Source organism: Klebsiella sp. 7-CIP_Kleb. (assembly GCF_050378655.1).
In the GTDB taxonomy this organism is placed as follows: domain Bacteria; phylum Pseudomonadota; class Gammaproteobacteria; order Enterobacterales; family Enterobacteriaceae; genus Klebsiella; species Klebsiella quasipneumoniae.
The window spans coordinates 542,866-558,011 of sequence record NZ_JBNRLJ010000001.1 but is presented as its reverse complement, the minus strand read 5'-3'; the positions used below and the strand labels follow the sequence as shown (position 1 = coordinate 558,011).

Here is a 15,146-nt window from a genome sequence, read left to right as displayed (position 1 = left end):
ACGAAAAAAAGCCGCTTATTATCGAATAAAACGATACCGGCGACAACAGGTTAAGTGTGGGGTTATTACGGATTAACAAAGGTCCGTTTTACCCGCTGTGAACGGCGAAAATAGGGCGCCAGCAGCGCGGCGGCCAGCAGCGGAAACAGTAGCTGACGCAGTGCAAGGACATCCGAAACGGGGGAGAAGGCAAACGCCTTTATCGCCAGCAGCAGCGTAATGAGCAGCCAGATAATATAGTGTTTCGGCACCAGCGAGCGCCGCTTGAAAAAGGCGATGGTCAGCCAGAGTGTATAAAACCACATGGCGAGGGCAAACAGCAACGAGGCGACCCACAGCGCCATGTGTCCGGTGCTCATGGCGCGCAGCAGGGCCCAGGTTTGCGGCGACATGAGGGCATTGGCAAAAAACAGCAGCGATAACGAGGCGCTCAGCAGCGCCACCAGCAACCAGGCCAGCGGTGCCAGCAGCCATCCGCCGATGCGTTCCGCAGATTGAGACGTCATGGTTCTCCCCTATTTAACGCCAGTATATAAAAGCAGGCCGGGAAGTATAAGCAACTGGCGTGAAGGATGACAGTCTTACTGCACGAATCGCCAAACGGATTTAGGCACCTGGCCCACATCGAACAATTTACCGCCGGAAACCAGCTCTGCCCGGCGGTGATCGGCGGCGCGATACATATTAACGATCTCTTCGGTGTCTGTCAGGGAGTAGTTAAGGTGATCAAATAGTTTTTCAAGACTTTCCAGCGAACTGATTTTGCGGAATTTTAATAAATAGTCCAGAACGGTCATTTCGTATCCTTTTTATAATCGGAATAATTACGTTGAATATTATCAGCATTCACTAAACCTACTCTCAACCAACGGCGCCTTCTGCCGGGGCCGCGTGGAATGTTTCAGGTTATATAAACCCATGACAAGGGGCAAAGCCAGCCTTGAAGAGCAGGGAGATGTTTAAGAATATTCTAAATCAGACCGGGCGCCGAATGGCGCCCGCAGGAGAAGATTAACGCTGTTCGCCGCGACTGGCAATAACAGATTTGTACCAATAAAAACTCTTCTTTCGTTTCCGTGCCAGATTTTGCTGGTGGTCCACATAGACAAAGCCATATTGCTTTTGATATCCGTTGAGCCAGCTAAGCAGATCGATAAACGACCAGGGATAATAGCCGCGAACGTCAGCTCCCTGCGCCAGCGCCTTTTCCAGAGCGCCAATATGGCTGCTCAGGTAGTCGATTCGCGGATCGTCGACCACCTCACCGGCAATAATCGGGTCTTTCGCTCCCAGGCCATTCTCGGTGATATAGATCGGGATATCGCCATAGCGCGCCTTGATCATCATAATGCCGTCGGTTAGCCCCTGCGGCCAGATCTCCCAGCCCCATTCGGTATAAGTGCTCTGCGGATTACGCACGAAATAGAATAACCCCTCCACGCCAGGCTCGCCGCCGGTGGGGATTTCGGGCGGCTGGGCGGATACCGTTTCCCGACGATAGTAATTCAGACCGATAAAGTCACAGCGGTAGTCTCGCAGCAGCGCGTCGTCGCCTGGAGCAAAGCGCGGTACTCCCCACAGGGCTTGAGTCTGCGCCAGCAGGGCAGCAGGATAGGTGCCTTTTAGCACCGGATCGTACAGCCAGTGGGTATGGATGGCGTCAGCCAGGTCGGTAGCCTGCCTGTCCGCCTCGCTGTCGGTGAGCGGGGTATGCGGCTGCAGCACATTGACGAAACCAATCTCGCCTGCCACGGCCATCTCGCGAAACGCCTTCACCGCCAGCGCATGGGCGATAAACACGTGATGACAGGCCTGGATGGCGCGCGCCGGATCGCGAACGGCCGGCGGATGCAGGCCGTTAATGTAGCCGTGGCCGATAAAGACGATGGTCTCGTTAAAGGTAGCCCACAGCTTCACCCGCGAACCAAAGCGGGCGTAGCACAGGCGGGCGTACTCGGCGAAGGCTTCGGCGGTGCTGCGTGCTTCCCAGCCGCCCTCATCCTGCAGGGCCTGCGGCAGGTCCCAGTGATAGAGGGTAATCATCGGCTCAATATTATGCGCCAGCAGTTCATCGATCAGATCGCTATAAAACTGCACGCCTGCTTCATTAATCTCGCCGCGCCCGGTGGGCAGCAGGCGCGGCCAGGAGATGGAAAAGCGATAGCTCTGCAGGCCCATCTCGGCCATCAACGCCACGTCTTCGCGAAAACGGTGATAGTGATCGACGGCGATATCGCCGGTGGTCCCTTCAAAGGTGGTTCCCGGCAGGTGAGAGTAGATATCCCAGATTGACGGTCCTTTACCGTCAGCGTCGTGCCCACCTTCAACCTGATACGCTGCGGTAGCGGCACCCCATAGAAAATGTTGCGGAAAAGCGGCCATGAAAAAACTCCCAGTCTGATGATAGAGGGAGTGTAATCAAAGCAAGGATAACTGTGCAACCGGTTTCTGAAACCGGTTGCACAGTTGCGAAGCGGGTCACTGTTTCACGGCGGCGCTACTTTGTCTGCACCACATCCGCTGGCGGTGGCGACTGGTAGTTATCAATATGGTGCGCGATAACCAAAAGCAGTGCGGAAATCCCAAAAACAATCCAGCCAATAAGTTCTACAATACGAGTAAAAACAGTCGTCATAACACTTCAATATCCTTTGAACACAGTGGGAAATGTTACTCTATGGTCAGCAGATCACAAGGGGTATCTGTCTGATTTTGCACGCATGCGTTAAAACCTTAAGTGAAAAAATGATAAGTTTTATTCACGTTTTGTAAGAATATTCTCATTAGTCAGATATTGACATCAGCTGAATAAGAGAGGCGGTTAAATGAGTGATGCGATCCGGGTGGGGCTGGTGGGCTATGGCTATGCCAGCAAAACGTTTCACGCGCCATTAATCAGCGGCACGCCGGGCCTGGCGCTGACGACGGTCTCCAGCAGCGACGCGGCCAAAGTTCATGCCGACTGGCCTGGCGCGAAGGTGGTTAGTGCGGCGGGTGAATTGCTGAACGACCCGGAGATCGATCTGGTGGTCATCGCCACGCCGAACGACACCCACTTCCCACTGGCGAAAGCGGCGCTGGAGGCCGGTAAGCACGTGGTGGTGGATAAACCCTTTACCGTGACACTGTCACAGGCTCGTGAGCTGGAGAGCCTGGCGAAGCACTGTGGCCGGGTGCTGTCGGTATTTCACAATCGGCGCTGGGACAGTGATTTCTTAACGGTCAGAACGTTAATCGACGAAGGCCTGCTGGGAGAGGTGTGTTACTTCGAATCCCATTTCGACCGCTTCCGCCCGCAGGTACGCCAGCGCTGGCGGGAACAGGCGGGCCCCGGGAGTGGAATTTGGTATGATCTCGGACCGCATCTGCTCGACCAGGCGGTGGTGCTGTTTGGTCTGCCGGTGAGCATCACGGTGGATCTCGCTCAACTTCGGCCCGGCGCGCAATCCACCGACTATTTTCACGCGGTGCTGGCCTATCCACAGCGGCGGGTGGTGCTGCACGGCACATTGCTCGCCGCCGCGGAGAGCGCGCGCTTTATCGTCCACGGCTCGCGGGCCAGCTTTATCAAGTACGGTCTCGACCCGCAGGAGGAGCGGCTGAAAAATGGCGAGCGTTTGCCGCAGGAGGACTGGGGGTATGATATGCGTGACGGTACCCTGACCCGCGCCGAAGGCGACGAACGTAGCGAGGAGACATGGCTGACGCTACCGGGCAATTATCCCGCTTACTATGCCGCTATCCGCGATGCGCTCAATGGGGTGGGAGAAAACCCGGTTCCGGCCAGCGAGGCGATTCAAATCATGACCCTGCTTGAGCTCGGTATCGAGTCGGCCCGGCATCGCGCCACGCTCAGCCTTGTGTAAGAGATAGCCCGGCAGCGCGGCTGCCGGGCCGGCTATCAGCCTTTAGCCACCCGCTGAATGAGCGCGGCTTTTTCCTGTTCGCTCAGAAACGCCTGGGTCAGACCATTGATCTGGGCCTGGCGGATCTGCTCCCGGCTCAGGCCCGCCGCTGGCGCCGCCACGGTGTATTCGTGGATAATATCGACCCCCTGGACCGCCGGATCGTCAGTGTTGAGGCTCGCCAGCACGCCGTGCTCAAGGAACTGCTTCAGCGGATGCTGGGCCAGAGAGGGTACGGTGCTGGTTTGCACGTTCGAGGTGAGACAGGATTCAATCCCGATGCGGTGCTCGGCCAGATAGTCCATCAGGGCGGGATCCTGTACCGCTTTTACCCCGTGGCCGATACGCTCGGCGCCCAGCTCACGAATGGCCTGCCAGATACTTTCCGGGCCGGCCGCTTCGCCAGCGTGAACGGTGATATGCCACCCGGCATCGCGGGCCTGGTTAAAATGACTGAGGAACAGCGCCCCCGGGAAGCCCAGCTCATCGCCAGCGAGGTCGAGGGCGGTGATGCCATCGCGGTGGGCGAGCAGCGCCGCCAGCTCTTCCTGACAGGCCGCTTCGCCAAAGGTGCGGCTCAAAATGCCGATCAGGCGGGCGTCGACCTGAAAATCGCGGCACCCCTCACGTACCCCGGCGATCACTGCCTCTACCACGCCGTCAACCGGCAATTGGTGGGTCATCGCCATATAGCGTGGGGAGAAGCGCAGCTCCACGTAGTGCAGGCCATTGCGCGCCGCGTCTTCGACGTTCTCATACGCCACGCGACGGCAGGCTTCCAGCGAGGCCAGGACTTTCACCCCCCAGTCGAGCTTGGCGAGAAAACTGACCAGATCGGGCTCCAGGCTGGTGACCTGGACGTGGGGACGCAGCGTGTCAAGGGTGGTAGCGGGAAGGGTGATATTAAACTCGCGGCCAAGATCGAGGATGGTTTGGGCCCGGATGTTACCGTCAAGGTGGCGGTGAATGTCGGTTAATGGCAATGAGGAATCAATCATGGTCGCACTCTTTTTTTAGTTAAAGTGCACGTCATTATACAACATGAGCATAACTGTTTAAAAGCATTGAAAAAATCTATGCGATACAAACAGCTGGGGGCAATCAGGTCATTTTTACGCGCTTTTTGACTGGCCCCTTCAAAACAGGGGCCGAATGTCATGATCGACGCGATCCTGACCAGACAAGAAAAGCACACGTGCTAACCGCGGCACCCGCAAGGCAGACCGCCTGCCATCCCCAGTGGGAATAAAGCTGTGTGGCAACGATAGCCCCTGCCGCGCTACCCAGCGAATAAAAACACATGTAAGCCCCAACCAGGCGGCTTGCCGCTGCAGGCCTGGCGGCAATGATCAGGCTCTGGTTAGAGACATGTACGGCCTGTACCGCAAAGTCCAGCGCAATGACGCCAACTAACAGCCAGAGCAAAGAGGTTTCAACATAGGCGATAGGCAGCCATGAGAGAGCCAGCAGCGCCAGCGCCAAGCCGGTAGTACGCTGAGCCCATCCCTGGTCAGCCCACTTTCCCGCTCTTGAGGCGGCCAGCACGCCAGCGAGGCCGGCTAAGCCAAACATCCCCGCCTGGGTGTGCGAGAGGGAAAGGGCGGTAAGCGGCATGACCATAGTTGGCCATAGCATGCTGAAGGCGGCGAAGATAAGAAGCGCCAGTATGCCGCGCTTTCTCAGTTGCGGTTCAGTGATATATAGCTGAAACACTGACTTCAATAAGGAAAGGTAGGTGGACTTTTGTGGCTGCGATTGCTTTGAGGGCGGAGGCATGACCTTCCAGACGACACCGGCCATCAACAGCATCATACAGGCAGCCGTGAGATAAACGGCTCGCCAGCCGGCAATATCGGCTATCGCGCCTGAGATAAACCGAGACAACAGGATGCCTGAAACAATTCCGCTGGTCAGGGTACCCACCGCCTGGCCTCGTTTCTGCGGTGTCGCCAGTATTGCCACCCACGCCACCATCAACTGCACCACAACGGCCATCAGGCCAACGATCAGCATGGCGCCAAGCAGAGTGGCTATGTTGGGGGATAACCCTGCTACAACTAACGCCGCCGCTGAAAGCAACAGCTGAGTCATCACCACGTATTTACGGTTCAGCCAGTCCCCGAGCGGAACCAGGAACAGTAAGCCAATGGCATAGCCCAACTGCGTAGCGGTGATGACGCCGCCAATCATGCCTGGCGCCACCTTGAGGCTGACCGCCATCGAGTCGAGTAAAGGTTGAGCTGAATAAACGTTGGCTACCGCCAGCGCGCAGGTCAGTGAAAACAACGTCGTTATCCCTGCGGTGAGCATCGCGTCAGGGGCTGACGCGGTTTGAATGCCGTGGCCGGTACACCTGCTTGTCTTATCTTTCATAAGAGACCTTCTATCTGGTTGCTTTTTAAAACTCGTTTACCTATAGAAATAGCCATAGTGGTTTTTTTTTGCAACTGGTAAAACGGAAGATTAAGCTAGCATTAGTAGACAGATTGATGAGGAGCGCGCAGATGGCAAAACAGGAATCACTCAGAACCAGTGAATGTCCGGTGGCGAGAACGTTGGAATCAATTGGTGAACGCTGGTGCCTGATGATTATCCGCGAAGCATTTGACGATGTACGGAGATTCAGCGAGTTTCAAAAAAATTTAGGGCTGGCCAAAAATATCCTTGCCGCGCGCCTGAAGCACCTGGTCGATATCGGTATTTTCGAGATTTTACCGGCATCGGATGGCAGCGCATATAAGGAATACGTCCTGACTGAAAAGGGGCGCTCCGTGTTTCCCATTGTTGTGGCGATGCGTCAATGGGGAGAGCGTTATATGTTTGAGCAGGGAGAAACCTACTCTGTCCTGCTGGATAACGAACACTGCCAGCCGCTTCAATATCTGGATGTGCGTTCCGCTCAGGGAGATAAATTGCAACCAGGCGACTGTCATCGCCGGCGCGTTGTATCAGATACCAGCGCCGAATAATGTCGTGAAGGGTTTGCGGGATTCTAGTGAGAATACGATCGTACCGCTAAAGGGTTGTGGAACAATCCTGACCTATTTTTTGCGCACTGCTTCTGATGCTAACTCCCCGGACGCGTAACAGTGACCCGCCGCCAGCCGCATAATCATTTACATTTATATTTTATTTGAATGTATTCATGTTACATATTAAATTCTGCTTACTTTATCGACGATGAGGCAGGGATGCGGATGTGGAAAGCGTAATCCATAATAATATTGAGGGTTTTCTGCTGTTGTTATTAAGCATGTGGCCCATTCTGCTGGTGGTATTCGTTGGCGTCGCGATCTCCTTCTATACCATGCTGTTACGCAAAACGGCGCTGGCCTGCCTGCTGTTCGCCGTCGCCATCGGCGCCGCAGGCTGGAGCTTTGCCTGACGCCAGGCCTCAGGGTTTATCCAGCAGGCTCATACTGGATGTGGCGGCGCCATCATTCAGATTGGACGGCGAATGCCAGTCGCGACCCGCCAGGGCGCTGTCTCCCTGACCACTACTGGCGACGCTGTCCTGCTGCGTCGACAGCGTTGACCCTTCAAGCGCTTCCTCTGCCCCCGACTGGTCTGGCAGAGAACTGCTATACCCGCCATTATTCGAATACGTATCCATACCGTTGACTTCATTCGGCACCGTGTCGGTAGTGGTCCCGTCATCGTTAATGCAAAATGAGCCGCCGATGCCGTTAGGCTGACAGTCCGCGGCGAAAGTCGGGCTGGCCAGCGCGGTCAGCAGCAATAGCGGTAAGCTCATTTTCTTCATTTTCATCTCCATACGCAGCGTGGCCGACAGATGTTCTCAACTATAGAGGGGTGAGCGCGGCGGCAGGTAACAAAAATGTTTAATTTTGTAATAGCGGATGGTATCCGGCGCCCGTTCGCGTGGTCCGGGTGCAGCGGCTCGGCACAATGCGGTAATCAATTGTTAATTCAACGTAAAGGTTAATGAAAATTTAAGAGAAGGCCGCTATGTTGGCACAATCACACTTTCCATTAAGGATATTCCATGCGCGATAAATATTCCGGCCTGCAGATCGGCATCCACTGGCTGGTCTTTCTGCTGGTGGTGGTGGCCTATGCGGCGATGGAGCTGCGCGGATTTTTCCCCCGCAGCGATCGGCCGCTGATCAATATGGTTCATGTTTCCTGCGGAATCACCATTTGCGTGCTGATGGTGGCGCGTCTGCTGGTGCGGCTGAAAATGCCGACGCCGCCGATCGTGCCAAAGCCGTCACCGATGATGACTGGTTTCGCCCATCTCGGCCATCTGATTATCTATCTGCTGTTTATCGTCCTGCCGCTGATTGGCATGGTAATGATGTACTGGCGCGGGAATCCCTGGTACGCCTTTGGCCTGACGATGCCGTATGCTCCGCAGAGCGATTTTGAGCGGGTGGACACCCTGAAAGCGATCCATGAATGGTTAGCGAACGCCGGTTACTTCGTGATTGGCCTGCATGCCTTTGCTGCGCTGCTCCATCATTACTGGTGGAAAGATAATACCCTGCTGCGAATGATGCCCCGTAAGCGCTGAATGGTTTGCTTCAACATTCAGACCCCGTCCCGCGACGGGGTTTTTTTGCCTTTGTGGTGAATAAAATATAGTATACCCCCCTATATGATACGGAGGCGTTATCGTGCCACATTCACCTGAAGATAAAAAACGGGCGCTCAGCCGCGTACGACGCATCCGCGGCCAGGTTGAAGCCCTTGAACGCGCGCTGGAGTCCGGCGAGCCCTGTATGACTATCCTGCAGCAGATCGCCTCGATTCGCGGGGCGGCAAACGGTCTGATGGGCGAAATGGTGGAGATCCACCTGCAGGACGAGCTGGTCAGCGGCGACACCACCCCGGACCAGCGGGCCGCGAGAATGGCAGAGGTCGGTCATCTGCTACGATCCTATTTAAAATAACATCACGACGAGGAAGAGACAGTTATGAAATCACGCGCAGCAGTGGCCTTTGGCCCCGGTCAGCCGTTAAAAATCGTAGAGATTGACGTCGCGCCGCCGAAAAAAGGCGAAGTTCTGGTGAAAATCACCCATACCGGCGTGTGCCATACCGATGCTTTCACCCTTTCCGGCGACGATCCGGAAGGGGTCTTCCCGGCGGTGCTGGGCCATGAAGGCGGCGGCGTGGTCGTGGAAGTGGGCGAGGGCGTCACCAGCCTTAAGCCGGGCGATCATGTCATCCCGCTGTATACCGCCGAATGCGGCGAGTGCAAATTTTGTAAGTCGGGTAAAACCAATCTCTGTCAGGCGGTGCGCGCTACCCAGGGCAAAGGGCTGATGCCGGACGGCACCACCCGTTTCTCGTATAACGGCGAACCGATTTATCACTACATGGGCACCAGCACCTTCAGCGAATACACGGTCTGCGCTGAGATCTCGCTGGCGAAAGTCAATCCGCAGGCGCCGCTGGATAAAGTGTGTCTGCTGGGCTGCGGCGTGACCACCGGTATCGGCGCGGTGCACAACACGGCGAAGGTTAAGGCCGGGGATACCGTCGCGGTCTTTGGTCTGGGCGGCATCGGCCTGGCGGTGATCCAGGGCGCTGTGCAGGCGCAAGCCGGGCGCATTCTGGCAGTCGATACCAACCCGGATAAGTTCACTCTCGCTAAAGAGATGGGGGCTACCGACTTTATCAACCCCAACGACTACGATAAGCCGATTCAGGATGTGATCGTTGAGCTGACCGACGGCGGGGTGGATTTCAGCTTCGAGTGCATCGGTAATGTCAATGTGATGCGCGCGGCGCTGGAGTGCTGCCATAAGGGTTGGGGCGAGAGCGTCATTATCGGCGTGGCCGGCGCCGGGCAGGAGATCAAGACCCGTCCGTTCCAGCTGGTGACAGGCCGCGTGTGGCGCGGCTCCGCCTTTGGCGGCGTGAAAGGCCGTAGCCAGCTGCCGGGAATGGTGGAAGACGCGATGGCGGGTAAAATTCGCCTCGACCCGTTTATTACTCATCGCCTGCCGCTGGAGCAGATTAACGAGGCCTTTGACCTGATGCATGAAGGCAAATCGATTCGCACCGTGATCCACTTTGGCGACCAGTAATCGCTAACGCGCAAGGCGTTTCGGCAACAGCAAAAAAGGGCCCGGATGGGCCCTTTTGCTTAAGTCAATCAGTGATGGTCAGGGAGCGCGTAAGCGATAATGTAATCGCCGCGATCCGGAGACTGACGGGCGCCGCCCGCATTGATAATGATGTACTGCTTACCGGTTTTCGGCGACACGTAGGTCATCGGGCCTGACTGGCTGCCAACCGGCAGACGGGATTTCCAGATCTCCTTGCCGTTAGCGGTATCAAAGGCGCGCAGGTAGAAATCCTGAGTGCCGGCGAAGAACAGCAGCCCGGACTGCGTCGCCAGCGACGCGCCAAGGGTCGGCATACCGATCGGAATCGGCATGTGCATGCGGATCCCCAGTGGCCCGGTATCCTCTACGGTACCTACCGGCACCTGCCACACCAGTTTCCCGGTTTTCAGATCCACCGCGGACATGGTGCCGAACGGCGGCTTCTGGCACGGAATGCCCAGCGGCGACAGGAAACGTTCGCGCATGGCGCCAAACGGCGTGCCTTCCATCGGCACGATGCCCATCTCGATGCCGCTGGCGTCTTTCGCCACCTTCTCGCGCGGCACCATATAGTTGGCGAGACCCAGACGCATATCGTTAACGAACATCAGGCTGTTGTTGGGATCCACCGAGACGCTGCCCCAGTTCATGCCGCCAAGCGAGCCCGGGAACTGCAGGGAGCGGTCTTCCCCCGGCGGGGTAAAGACGCCCTGATGGCGCATTTCTTTGAACTGGATACGGCACAGCAGCAGGTCGATCGGCATCGCTCCCCACATATCGGACTCGGTCAGCGTCTGGTTACCGATCATCGGCATTCCCACCGAGTAAGGCTGCGTCGGCGAGTAGCGCTCGCCTTTGACATTGCCCACCGGCACCGGCCGCTCTTCCACTTTCGCCACCGGCTCGCCGGTTTCGCGGTTGAGCATAAAGATCATGCCCTGCTTGCTGGTCTGCACCAGCACCGGGGTGGTGCCGCCCTTGCCGTCAGGCAGATCGTACAGCAGCGGCTGGGACGGCAGGTCAAAGTCCCACAGGTCGTGGTGGGTGGTCTGGAAGTGCCAGCGTACCTGGCCGGTAGCGGCATCCACGGCGACGATGGAGGAGCTGTATTTATCGTCCAGCGCGGTTCGTTCGCCGCCAAAGAAGTCAGGCGTAGCGTTACCGGTCGGCAGATAGATCAGGTTCAGCTTCGCGTCGTAAGACATCGCCGACCAGACGTTCGGCGTGCCGCGCGTATAGGTCTGGCCCTCCGGCGGTACGCCGGTCAGCGCCGGATTACCCGGATCCCACGCCCAGGCCAGTTTACCGGTGTGGACGTCAAACGCACGGACCACCCCCGGCGGTTCGCCGGTAGAGTAGTTATCCGCGACGCGGCCGCCGACCACCACCACATTACCCGCGACCAGCGGGGTGGAGGTCTGCTGATAGTAACCTGCTTTGACTTCGCCCATCCCGACGCTAAGGTCGACAATACCGCGATCGCCGAAGCTCTCGCACAGTTTGCCGGTGTCGGCATCAATGGCGATCAGGCGGGCATCGATCGTTGGCAGGAACAGACGACGGGAGCAAGCGGCAGGCTGAGCGCCTGACGCTGGCGTCGTCTGCGCCTGGCTATCTTCGTAATAGCCTAAGCCGCGGCAGCGCTGCCAGTTAGGCGAAGAGGATTTGGAGTCATAGCGCCATTTCTCTTTGCCGCTGTCGACATCCAGCGCCAGCACTTTGCTGTAAGGGGTACAGACGTAGAGGGTATCGCCAATCTGCAGCGGGGTATTCTGATCTTCCGCGCCGGAGCCATTGCTCTGTGGGATATCGCCAGTATGCGCCACCCAGGCTACCTGCAGCTGGTTGACGTTTTGCTTGTTGATTTGATCCAGGGCGGCGAAGCGGTCGCCGTGGGTGGTGTTGCCCCAGTGCGCCCAGTTTTTCTGCTCTTCGCCCGGCGCGACGGGTTTCACCGGCACCGCTTCCGTGGCGCTGACCTGCGGTTCGGATTTAAACATCCAGCCAAAGCTTCCCGCCAGCGCCACGGCGAGCACGGCGGCGATGGCAAAAGCCGGGCCTTTTTTCGCCGGCGAGCTGGCAAGGAAAGGCCAGACCAGGGCGGCGAGGAAGGCCAGCACGCCAAGGGCGAACAGACGCGAGAAGAGCGGCCAGAAGTTCCAGCCAGCGTCGCCGATCGCCCAGATCACCGAAGCGATAAACGCCACGGCGTACAGCAGAATACCCCCGCGGCGGCGACGGAAAATCAGCACCGCCGCGATAACCATCACCACGCCCATCAGCGCGAAGTACAGCGTGCCGCCGACGAGAGCCAGTTTTACCCCCAGAATACCGATAGCCAGACCGATGATGAGCATCAGTCCGGCGAGAAGCCACTGCAGGATCCGGGGGAATCCGCGCGGCGCGTTGCCAGTTGTCATGAAATCTCCTTAACCACACCAGCCACCTCAGTGCGAACCAAATGAAACAAAGTTATTTTGTTTTATTTTTGAATGAAGTGGTTTGTATCTTCATAAAGCCAAGTTTATTGCCTGTTTTGATTTCGTATGAACCATTTGGTGAAATCGCGATATGATAGATCTGTTAAAGAAATTTGCGCAAATGTTAATAAATAATTTCGCACTAAATGATTATTCTGCTGAATGTGACGCAGTCAGCGTTGGCTCCCCGGCCGCTACGGGCCGGGGGATCAGCGGATCAGGCAGGCATTGATTTACGAATAGCGCTGAGCAGGGTTTGTGTCCCGGGGGTCAGCGTCGCATCGACGCGGGTTAGAATGCCGATGGGCTCCCCGGCGCCCTGGGTGGCAATCGGCAGGGCGGTCAGTACGCCACGGCGAAGATCGTCTTTCACCGCCCCGGAAGGGACGAACCAGACATAGTCAAAATCGACCGTCAGCTGGCGCGACAGTGAAGCGGAGAGGGTCTCGATGCAGCCGGCGGGCATTTTACAGCCCTGGCTCTGGAGCAGCGCTTCGGCGTTTTGCCGCGGCACGGTGCCCTTTGGCGAGACCACCACCGGCCACTCCATCACCCGACTGAGGGTCACGGTCTCCTGCAGCAGAGGATGTCCCGGGCGTACCACCAGCTTAAGGGATTCCAGGAACAGCAGTTCGTAATGCAGCCCGCTCATCAGCTCCGGATCGGACATCCGTCCGATGCCGATGTCGATCTCCCCGGATTTTAACCCGGCGAGCAGCATGGTGTTGTTCATGGTGGCGACCTGCAGCGTGATATCTTTTTGCTGCTTATGGAACTGGCCGATCACCGTCGGCAGGATCCCCAGCGCGGCGGTAGGCAGCGCGCCGATGCGCACGATATCGTTATTCAGGCCCTCTTTACGGTTCAGCGCCTGGCCCGCCGAGTTAAGGGCATCAAGCACTTTCACGGCATGAGTCAGAAACTGTTCCCCGACCAGGGTCAATTGCGCCCCCAGACGTCCCCGCTCAAACAGACGGGTACCGGTCAGCTGTTCAAGCTCGTTAAGCGTTTTTGAAAGTGCTGGCTGGCTCAGATTTAAAGTTTCAGCCGCGCGCCCCAGCGTTCCCTGTTGAGCGACGGCCACGAAGGTGTGTAGATGGCGCAAGCGAATGCGCTGACTGAAGAGACCATTTTTTTCCATAGTAAGATGATGTTAAAAACACAGCGGTGAAAGAGACAAGCGGCCTTGTTTAAATTTGATAACCAGATAGCAAAATATTATTAACATTTGAGCTGATTACATTACAAGATCTTTCCCTATGGTTTAACACGCCGTCGCCCCGGCTGTGCGGGGCGACGGCGGTGGTCAGCATGGCCGCTAGATATCGAAAAAGACGGTTTCGTTCTCGCCCTGCAGATAAATGTCGAAACGATAGACCACTTCCGCACCGCGAACCTCGCGCTCGGCGATTAAGGTTTTGCGTCTCACCTCCCATTCGATGAGATTCAGCACCGGGTCGCTGGCATTGGCCTCGTGCTCATCGGCGAAATACATCCGCGTATTCAGGCCAATGTTGATCCCCCGCGCCACCACCCACAGATTGACGTGCGGCGCCATCAGACGGCCGTCGCGGCCAACCACCGCGCCGGGCTTGATGGTTTCAAAGCGCCAGACGCCGGAGGTAAAGTCAGAGCAGGTGCGCCCCCAGCCGCGAAAGCCTGGGTCGACCGCTTTCTGCTGCTGACGGTCCTCAGGATGGTTATAGCGTCCCGCGGCGTTAGCCTGCCAGATCTCCAGCAGCACGTCGCGGACTGGGGTCCCGGAGCCGTCGATAACCCGGCCTTCAATGGTGATCCGTTCCCCGACCGTATCGGCGGTGGTGAGAACCGGACCAAAATTTTTTTCAAAAATATGAAACCCCGCGGCATCCGGTGCCAGACCGATATGAACATAGGGTCCCGCAGTCTGCGAGGCGGTTTCAGGCAGATACTCTTTCATCGGGCGGCCCCCTGAGTGCGATTTTCAAACAGCGTGGCGCGATGGCCGCGCAGAACAAGGTCGAAGCGGTAGGCCAGACAATCCAGCGGCACGGCGGCGTGCATGTCCAGCTCGGCGATCAGGGTGCGCACGGCGTCGTCATTATTAATGGTCCTGACGATCGGGCACTGCTTGATCAACGGGTCGCCTTCGAAATACATCTGGGTGATCAGGCGCTGGGCCCAGGCGTCGCCTGAAAGCGAGAAATGAATATGCGCCGGACGCCAGTCGCTGGCCTGGTTGCGCCAGGGGTAGGGGCCGGGCTTGATGGTGCGAAAACAGTAATAACCGTTCTCGTCGGTCAGCACCCGACCGCAGCCGCCGAAGTTCGGGTCAATCGGCGCCAGATACTGATCTTTTTTATGTCGATAGCGGCCGCCGGCATTGGCCTGCCACACTTCCACCAGGGTGTTTTTCATTGGTCGGCCGAAACCATCCCGCACATAGCCGTGCACAATGATCCGCTCGCCAATCGGCAGGCCTTCTTTGGCATAGTTAAGGATAAGGTCATTATCCAGCGGGCCCAGGTCGTCGCGGCTAAACACCGGGCCGGTGATCTCTGACAGCGAGTTCTGCAGGGAGATTAGGGCGTTTTTCGGGGAGCGCAGGACGCTGGTTTTATAGCCCGGGGCGTAAGCGGGCGGGTGACTACTGTAATCGCGATGGATAACCTCGCGCGGGGACCATTTATCGTTCATCGGGTACT

17 protein-coding genes are annotated in these 15,146 nt (G+C 57.2%); 6 read left to right on the top strand and 11 right to left on the bottom strand.

All coding sequences use genetic code 11. From position 1 onward, the window contains the following. Positions 1 to 65: 65 nt before the first annotated feature. The 4 genes from ACQUTI_RS02730 to blr form a co-directional block, all read right to left on the bottom strand. On the bottom strand, positions 66 to 506 hold the full coding sequence (locus ACQUTI_RS02730) for a DUF2569 domain-containing protein (protein ID WP_004202845.1): 441 nt from the start codon (positions 504 to 506) through the stop codon (positions 66 to 68). A 75-nt stretch (positions 507 to 581) separates the two neighbouring features. Further along, positions 582 to 797, bottom strand: coding sequence for a transcription modulator YdgT (gene ydgT / locus ACQUTI_RS02725; RefSeq protein ID WP_004202843.1), 216 nt, complete (start codon positions 795 to 797; stop codon positions 582 to 584). 214 nt (positions 798 to 1,011) lie between these two features. Beyond that, positions 1,012 to 2,382 (bottom strand): GH1 family beta-glucosidase, encoded by a 1,371-nt coding sequence (locus ACQUTI_RS02720; RefSeq protein WP_048294966.1) that lies wholly within the window; start codon positions 2,380 to 2,382, stop codon positions 1,012 to 1,014. A 115-nt stretch (positions 2,383 to 2,497) separates the two neighbouring features. After that, a complete protein-coding gene (gene blr, locus ACQUTI_RS02715; RefSeq protein WP_012541534.1) occupies positions 2,498 to 2,635 on the bottom strand; it encodes a division septum protein Blr in 138 nt (45 codons plus the stop codon). 190 nt (positions 2,636 to 2,825) lie between these two features. On the opposite strand from blr, the gene ACQUTI_RS02710 reads away from it, so the two are divergent. Beyond that, the gene (locus ACQUTI_RS02710) at positions 2,826 to 3,866 is read left to right on the top strand and encodes an oxidoreductase (RefSeq protein WP_004202837.1); all 1,041 of its coding nucleotides are present in this window, start codon (positions 2,826 to 2,828) and stop codon (positions 3,864 to 3,866) included. A 35-nt stretch (positions 3,867 to 3,901) separates the two neighbouring features. Here ACQUTI_RS02710 and add read toward each other — a convergent pair whose 3' ends face one another. After that, on the bottom strand, positions 3,902 to 4,903 hold the full coding sequence (gene add, locus ACQUTI_RS02705; protein ID WP_004202835.1) for an adenosine deaminase: 1,002 nt from the start codon (positions 4,901 to 4,903) through the stop codon (positions 3,902 to 3,904). Positions 4,904 to 5,060: 157 nt separating this feature from the next. Then, complete coding sequence (locus tag ACQUTI_RS02700; protein ID WP_428923230.1) at positions 5,061 to 6,215, bottom strand: MFS transporter; 1,155 nt, start codon at positions 6,213 to 6,215, stop codon at positions 5,061 to 5,063. 194 nt (positions 6,216 to 6,409) lie between these two features. Between ACQUTI_RS02700 and ACQUTI_RS02695 the strand changes: the two genes are divergently transcribed. Both ACQUTI_RS02695 and ACQUTI_RS02690 read left to right on the top strand, forming a co-directional pair. Further along, on the top strand, positions 6,410 to 6,874 hold the full coding sequence (locus tag ACQUTI_RS02695) for a winged helix-turn-helix transcriptional regulator (protein ID WP_064177748.1): 465 nt from the start codon (positions 6,410 to 6,412) through the stop codon (positions 6,872 to 6,874). A gap of 230 nt (positions 6,875 to 7,104) precedes the next feature. After that, the gene (locus ACQUTI_RS02690) at positions 7,105 to 7,290 is read left to right on the top strand and encodes a hypothetical protein (RefSeq protein WP_004202827.1); all 186 of its coding nucleotides are present in this window, start codon (positions 7,105 to 7,107) and stop codon (positions 7,288 to 7,290) included. Between the two features lie 9 nt (positions 7,291 to 7,299). Here the strand turns inward: ACQUTI_RS02690 and ACQUTI_RS02685 are convergent, their stop codons facing one another. Further along, positions 7,300 to 7,668 carry a hypothetical protein gene (locus ACQUTI_RS02685; protein WP_032456163.1) on the bottom strand — a complete coding sequence of 123 codons (369 nt, stop codon included), beginning with the start codon at positions 7,666 to 7,668 and terminating at the stop codon, positions 7,300 to 7,302. 243 nt (positions 7,669 to 7,911) lie between these two features. Here ACQUTI_RS02685 and cybB point away from each other — a divergent pair, with 243 nt between their 5' ends. The 3 genes from cybB to ACQUTI_RS02670 all read left to right on the top strand — a co-directional run bounded on the left by cybB (position 7,912) and on the right by ACQUTI_RS02670 (position 9,961). Continuing rightward, entirely contained in the window at positions 7,912 to 8,439 is a 528-nt protein-coding gene (cybB, locus tag ACQUTI_RS02680; RefSeq protein ID WP_004202824.1) for a cytochrome b561, read from the top strand. Positions 8,440 to 8,542: 103 nt separating this feature from the next. Beyond that, on the top strand, positions 8,543 to 8,818 hold the full coding sequence (locus tag ACQUTI_RS02675; RefSeq protein WP_004202822.1) for a metal/formaldehyde-sensitive transcriptional repressor: 276 nt from the start codon (positions 8,543 to 8,545) through the stop codon (positions 8,816 to 8,818). A gap of 24 nt (positions 8,819 to 8,842) precedes the next feature. Further along, complete coding sequence (locus tag ACQUTI_RS02670) at positions 8,843 to 9,961, top strand: S-(hydroxymethyl)glutathione dehydrogenase/class III alcohol dehydrogenase (protein WP_004202819.1); 1,119 nt, start codon at positions 8,843 to 8,845, stop codon at positions 9,959 to 9,961. A 68-nt stretch (positions 9,962 to 10,029) separates the two neighbouring features. On the opposite strand, the gene ACQUTI_RS02665 is transcribed toward ACQUTI_RS02670, so the two are convergent. From ACQUTI_RS02665 to pcaH, 4 genes are all read right to left on the bottom strand, one after another. After that, complete coding sequence (locus tag ACQUTI_RS02665; protein ID WP_428923199.1) at positions 10,030 to 12,402, bottom strand: glucose/quinate/shikimate family membrane-bound PQQ-dependent dehydrogenase; 2,373 nt, start codon at positions 12,400 to 12,402, stop codon at positions 10,030 to 10,032. Between the two features lie 277 nt (positions 12,403 to 12,679). Continuing rightward, a complete protein-coding gene (locus ACQUTI_RS02660; protein ID WP_004143800.1) occupies positions 12,680 to 13,603 on the bottom strand; it encodes a LysR substrate-binding domain-containing protein in 924 nt (307 codons plus the stop codon). A 177-nt stretch (positions 13,604 to 13,780) separates the two neighbouring features. Further along, entirely contained in the window at positions 13,781 to 14,401 is a 621-nt protein-coding gene (pcaG, locus tag ACQUTI_RS02655) for a protocatechuate 3,4-dioxygenase subunit alpha (protein ID WP_004202817.1), read from the bottom strand. Then, a complete protein-coding gene (gene pcaH / locus ACQUTI_RS02650) occupies positions 14,398 to 15,138 on the bottom strand; it encodes a protocatechuate 3,4-dioxygenase subunit beta (protein WP_004202816.1) in 741 nt (246 codons plus the stop codon). Before pcaH ends, pcaG begins: the two co-directional genes overlap by 4 nt. Positions 15,139 to 15,146 lie beyond the last annotated feature (8 nt).

Excerpts from the sequence above, each read along its gene's own strand:
- ACQUTI_RS02730 (WP_004202845.1), bottom strand. The coding sequence starts at position 506 with ATGACGTCTCAATCTGCGGAACGCATCGGCGGATGGCTGCTGGCACCG.
- ydgT (WP_004202843.1), bottom strand. The coding sequence starts at position 797 with ATGACCGTTCTGGACTATTTATTAAAATTCCGCAAAATCAGTTCGCTG.
- ACQUTI_RS02720 (WP_048294966.1), bottom strand. The coding sequence starts at position 2,382 with ATGGCCGCTTTTCCGCAACATTTTCTATGGGGTGCCGCTACCGCAGCG.
- blr (WP_012541534.1), bottom strand. The coding sequence starts at position 2,635 with ATGACGACTGTTTTTACTCGTATTGTAGAACTTATTGGCTGGATTGTT.
- ACQUTI_RS02710 (WP_004202837.1), top strand. The coding sequence starts at position 2,826 with ATGAGTGATGCGATCCGGGTGGGGCTGGTGGGCTATGGCTATGCCAGC.
- add (WP_004202835.1), bottom strand. The coding sequence starts at position 4,903 with ATGATTGATTCCTCATTGCCATTAACCGACATTCACCGCCACCTTGAC.
- ACQUTI_RS02700 (WP_428923230.1), bottom strand. The coding sequence starts at position 6,215 with ATGCTCACCGCAGGGATAACGACGTTGTTTTCACTGACCTGCGCGCTG.
- ACQUTI_RS02695 (WP_064177748.1), top strand. The coding sequence starts at position 6,410 with ATGGCAAAACAGGAATCACTCAGAACCAGTGAATGTCCGGTGGCGAGA.
- ACQUTI_RS02685 (WP_032456163.1), bottom strand. The coding sequence starts at position 7,668 with ATGAAGAAAATGAGCTTACCGCTATTGCTGCTGACCGCGCTGGCCAGC.
- cybB (WP_004202824.1), top strand. The coding sequence starts at position 7,912 with ATGCGCGATAAATATTCCGGCCTGCAGATCGGCATCCACTGGCTGGTC.
- ACQUTI_RS02670 (WP_004202819.1), top strand. The coding sequence starts at position 8,843 with ATGAAATCACGCGCAGCAGTGGCCTTTGGCCCCGGTCAGCCGTTAAAA.
- ACQUTI_RS02665 (WP_428923199.1), bottom strand. The coding sequence starts at position 12,402 with ATGACAACTGGCAACGCGCCGCGCGGATTCCCCCGGATCCTGCAGTGG.
- ACQUTI_RS02660 (WP_004143800.1), bottom strand. The coding sequence starts at position 13,603 with ATGGAAAAAAATGGTCTCTTCAGTCAGCGCATTCGCTTGCGCCATCTA.
- pcaG (WP_004202817.1), bottom strand. The coding sequence starts at position 14,401 with ATGAAAGAGTATCTGCCTGAAACCGCCTCGCAGACTGCGGGACCCTAT.
- pcaH (WP_004202816.1), bottom strand. The coding sequence starts at position 15,138 with ATGAACGATAAATGGTCCCCGCGCGAGGTTATCCATCGCGATTACAGT.